The 3889-nt window shown below is 68.5% G+C and carries 5 protein-coding genes and 1 pseudogene; 3 read left to right on the top strand and 3 right to left on the bottom strand.

Annotated elements, in window-relative coordinates; all coding sequences use genetic code 11:
• The coding region (locus tag GT354_RS47490) for an NAD(P)H-binding protein (protein ID WP_161364023.1) at nucleotides 1–277 on the top strand (277 nt) is incomplete at its 5' end.
• Nucleotides 278–441: 164 nt separating this feature from the next.
• On the opposite strand, the gene GT354_RS47485 is transcribed toward GT354_RS47490, so the two are convergent.
• From GT354_RS47485 to GT354_RS47475, 3 genes are all read right to left on the bottom strand, one after another.
• Nucleotides 442–867, bottom strand: coding sequence for an OsmC family protein (locus tag GT354_RS47485; protein WP_161364021.1), 426 nt, complete (start codon nucleotides 865–867; stop codon nucleotides 442–444).
• A 180-nt stretch (nucleotides 868–1047) separates the two neighbouring features.
• Nucleotides 1048–1857 (bottom strand): alpha/beta hydrolase, encoded by an 810-nt coding sequence (locus tag GT354_RS47480; RefSeq protein WP_161364019.1) that lies wholly within the window; start codon nucleotides 1855–1857, stop codon nucleotides 1048–1050.
• 235 nt (nucleotides 1858–2092) lie between these two features.
• Nucleotides 2093–2848 (bottom strand): helix-turn-helix domain-containing protein, encoded by a 756-nt coding sequence (locus GT354_RS47475; protein WP_161364017.1) that lies wholly within the window; start codon nucleotides 2846–2848, stop codon nucleotides 2093–2095.
• A 223-nt stretch (nucleotides 2849–3071) separates the two neighbouring features.
• Between GT354_RS47475 and GT354_RS47470 the strand changes: the two genes are divergently transcribed.
• Both GT354_RS47470 and GT354_RS47465 read left to right on the top strand, forming a co-directional pair.
• Nucleotides 3072–3740 (top strand): DUF4097 family beta strand repeat-containing protein, encoded by a 669-nt coding sequence (locus GT354_RS47470; protein ID WP_161364014.1) that lies wholly within the window; start codon nucleotides 3072–3074, stop codon nucleotides 3738–3740.
• 15 nt (nucleotides 3741–3755) lie between these two features.
• A pseudogene (locus tag GT354_RS47465) lies at nucleotides 3756–3889 on the top strand (ABC transporter); the annotation flags it as partial.

The following is a 3889-nucleotide window of genomic DNA, read 5'->3' as shown; positions in this document are numbered from 1 at the left end:
CGCCGCGTACCTGCGGGCGAAGGGCGCGGCCGACGCGGACGTACAGGGCAGGTCGGCTCTCGACTGGACCATTGTGCGGCCGGGCCGGCTGACCGACGACGCCGGTACCGGCACGGTCAACCTGGCCGACGCCACGGCCCGCGGCGACGTCACCCGAGACGATGTGGCGGCCGTTCTGGCCGAACTTCTGTCCGAACCTGGCTCCGCCGGACGCACGTTGGACCTGATCGGCGGCAGCGTTCCGATCCCCGAGGCGGTCAAGTCGATCGTCGGCTGAGCCCTCCCCGCGTAAAGGTGTCCGGCACCACCTTGCAGGCGGTGCAAGCAGAACCGGTCCCGGGGTCGGGTGGGCGCGAAACGGTGTTTCGGGCCCACCCGACCCAGGATCGGTTCTCGGGCGGGTGGTGAAGGGCAGGCGGCACCGGAGTGACCCGGGAAGCGTCAGGCGAGTTCGGCGGTGAGCGTGATCGTCGTCCCGCTGAGAGCCTGGCTGACGGGGCAGTTCTTCTTGGCGTCCTCGGCCGCCGCGAGGAAGCCGGCCTCGTCCAGGCCCGGCACCTCGCCGCGTACGGTCAGGTGGATGCCGGTGATGCCCTCACCCGGCTGGAACGTGACCTCGGCCTTGGTGTCCAGGCGGTTCGGCGGAGTACCGGCGCCGGTCAGGCCGTGGGACAGGGCCATCGAATAGCAACTGGAGTGCGCGCCCGCGATCAGCTCTTCCGGACTGGTCTTACCGTTCGCCTGCTCGGCGCGCGACGGCCAGGAAACCGGGAAGTCCCCGATGCCGGACGAATCGAAGCTGACGACGCCACTGCCGTTGAGCAGTTCGCCTGCCCAGGCGGTGTGTGCGGTACGAGTGGTGGCCATGACGCAAAGTTCCCTTCGACGGACACGAACAGACGCGAACAGACACGATGCAGGCTATCTGACGGAGCGTGATGCGACGGACGGTATCGGTGACGGCGGGTCGGATCGGATCCTGAGCGACGGCGCCGCCGGCAGCTGCGGTTGATCGGACAGGTCGGGCCGAACGGCGGGCCGGGCAGGTCAGGTGGCGAGCAGGCCGGTGAGGATGTCGGCGAACTCGGCCGGGTACCGCGCGTAGCTCACGTGATCGCCCGGGAACTCCACGAGCGACGTGCCGAGGACGTCGGCGAGGGCAGTGGTCGCGAGGTACGGCAGCGTGTCGCGGCCCTCGGTGCCGCCGGCAAGTGTCAGGGCTGCCCCGCGCAGAGCCTCGACGCCCGGGCTGAAGCTCGTGAACGGGCGTAGCTCGTGCAGCAGGGAGTACTCCACGTTGCCCTCGATGCGGGCCAACATCTCGCGTACGGGGGCCGGGAGCGACGGATGGTTCGGTGGCGGCCCGGGGACGCGGATCACTGCGGCGAGCTTCCGGATGGCCTGTTCCGTACCGTCGCGGCGGCAGATGTCGCGGACCTCTTGGATCTGTGCCCGCAACCGCTCCGCGTCGGGTAGCAGTTCGAGCACCGGAGGCTCGTGCGCGACCAGTTTGGTCACCTGCGCGGGATGGCGGGCCAGGAGGTCCAGCCCGATCACGGCGCCGGTGTGGCCGCCGAAGATGTACGCGCTTTCGACTTCGATGGCGTTCAGCAACAGGCGTACGTCTTCCGAGTGTTCGACGACCCGCTGTTCTTCGGCCGGTTCGGTGAGGTGGCTGCGGGAGTTGCCGCGGCGGTCGTAGGTGACGACCGTGTAGCGGTCGCACAGGAGCTCGGCCGCGGGCCCGAACATGGCCGCATCGCCGGCGCCGCCGTGGATGAGGATCAGAGCCGGGCCGGTGCCGCGGACTTCGTAGTGGATCTCGGCGCCGGGAGCACTCAGGGTTGTCGTGATCATGAGATCGCCTCTCGAAGGCTGTCGGAGGGGCCGGCTCGGTGACCGGCGGCTCGGTAACCGGCGGCTCGGTACCGGCGGTTCGGTTCTCGCGGCGCTGTATCGGCGGCGCTGTACCGGCGACCCCGTCCCGAGCCGGGGAACCGGGAACTCCGCGCGGCGTTCGCTACCGGCCGCTGCCGCACGCGGGTTGCCCCGCCCGGAACCCGGGGTCGGCTGTGCACGACGGGATGATGGTCTATTCGTGCTCCGGCTGCGGTTCGGTGGTGCCGCCCGGGCCCGTTTCGGTCGTTCCGTAGAGGATCTCACGGGCCTGCTCCGTGGCCTGGATGATGCCCTCGCCGACGAAATCGAGGAAGCGGGCGACGTTTTCGAGACGGGCGGCGGCCGGGGAGTCGCGGCCGAGGATGTTGACGCCCTGCCGCGCGATCTCGGCGAGCTGAGCGTTGGCCCGGGCGTTGTGCATCATCGACTGGTACCAGATGTCGTCGTCGACGACGTAGCGCTCACGGCGGCGTTCGTCGCGTTCCCGGCGGACGAGGATCATACTTTCGAGCCCGGCGATGGCCTTGGAAACGGATGCCGGGCTGACCTGGAGGCGCTGGACGAGTTCGGCGGCGGTCAGGCTGCCGAAGTCGGTCGTGTACAGGCAGGCCAGCACCCGGGACATCATCTTGGGCAGGCCCGACTGCATGAGGATGGTGGTGAACATTTCCTCGTACTCGCGCACGGCCTCGTCGTCCCATCCGGGAGCCCGCGCGGACGTTCCCTGTCCGCGGGGGGAGGCGCTCCTGCGCCGGTGGGCGCGGCGTTCGGTGGCGCGGTGGGCCAGGTCGGCGCGGTAGGCGGTGTAACCCCCGTTGCGCATCACCTCGCGGGTGATGGTCGAAGTGGGCCGTTCCAGCCCTCGGGCGATCTCCGCGTAGGCCAGGCCGTCGGCCAACCCCAGCGCGATCTGCTGACGTTCCTGCTGAGTGAGTCTGCCTCCCGGCATCGCAATCTCCCTTCACGCGCCCTTGACGTGCTCAGCGTAGCATTCACCTCACAGTCATTGCTACGAGCCGAAGGACTCTCGTTGCGTTACCTCGTGAATGGTTGCAACGATTTTGCCCTCTCTACCAGCGAAGATGTCGATTTCACGCAACGAGCATGTTGAGTGAATCATGAACGCAACGTAGCGTTTCCAATGTCAGAAACAACGAGACGCGGAGTGTGTGATGCAGACCTTCAAGACCCCCGCCCCGATCACCGCCGTCCTGGACATCCCCGCGAGCAACGTCCGGATCACCGCTGCCGACCGACTCGACACGACGGTGGAGATCCGGCCCGCGAACGCCGACAAGAGCCGTGACGTGAAAGCGGCGGAGCAGGCCGAGGTCACCTTCGCCGACGGCGTCCTGCGCATCGACGCCCCGGCGGCGAAGAGCCAGTTCTTCGGCCTCTCCGGATCCATCGAGGTGAGCATCGAACTGCCCACCGGCTCTCGGGTCGACGCGAATGTGTCCTGCGCCGGATTCCAGACCCTCGGACGTCTCGGCGACGTCACGGTCGAAGGCGCGAACGACACGATCAAGATCGACGAGGCGGCGAGCCTGCGTCTCACCGCGCACTCCGGTGACATCGCGGTCGGTTCCCTGGGTGGCTCTGCGGAGATCAGCACCCAGCAGGGCGACATCCACGTCAGCCGGGCCGCCGCCGGGAAGGTCGTGCTGCGCACCCAACAGGGCGACCTGTCGATCGACGCCGCGCCCGGGGTTTCGGCCTCCTTGGACGCCGGCACCGGCCAGGGCCGGATCCACAACTCGCTGCGAAACGCCGACGGCGTCGCCGGCCTGACCATCCACGCGAGCACCCAGCAGGGAAACATCACCGCCCGCAGCCTCTGAGCAGGAGCGATCACCATGACCAAACCGGCGATCTCCGCGGTCGGTCTGCACAAGTCCTACGGCGACAAACCCGTCCTCCGCGGCATCGACATCACCGTCCCCGAAGGAACCATCTTCTCCCTGCTCGGCCCCAACGGGGCCGGCAAGAC

Source organism: Streptomyces sp. SID3343 (assembly GCF_009865215.1).
Taxonomy (GTDB): Bacteria; Actinomycetota; Actinomycetes; order Streptomycetales; family Streptomycetaceae; genus Embleya.
This window is presented reverse-complemented; position numbering and strand designations above follow the sequence as displayed.

Excerpts from the sequence above, each read along its gene's own strand:
- GT354_RS47485 (WP_161364021.1), bottom strand. The coding sequence starts at position 867 with ATGGCCACCACTCGTACCGCACACACCGCCTGGGCAGGCGAACTGCTC.
- GT354_RS47480 (WP_161364019.1), bottom strand. The coding sequence starts at position 1,857 with ATGATCACGACAACCCTGAGTGCTCCCGGCGCCGAGATCCACTACGAA.
- GT354_RS47475 (WP_161364017.1), bottom strand. The coding sequence starts at position 2,848 with ATGCCGGGAGGCAGACTCACTCAGCAGGAACGTCAGCAGATCGCGCTG.
- GT354_RS47470 (WP_161364014.1), top strand. The coding sequence starts at position 3,072 with ATGCAGACCTTCAAGACCCCCGCCCCGATCACCGCCGTCCTGGACATC.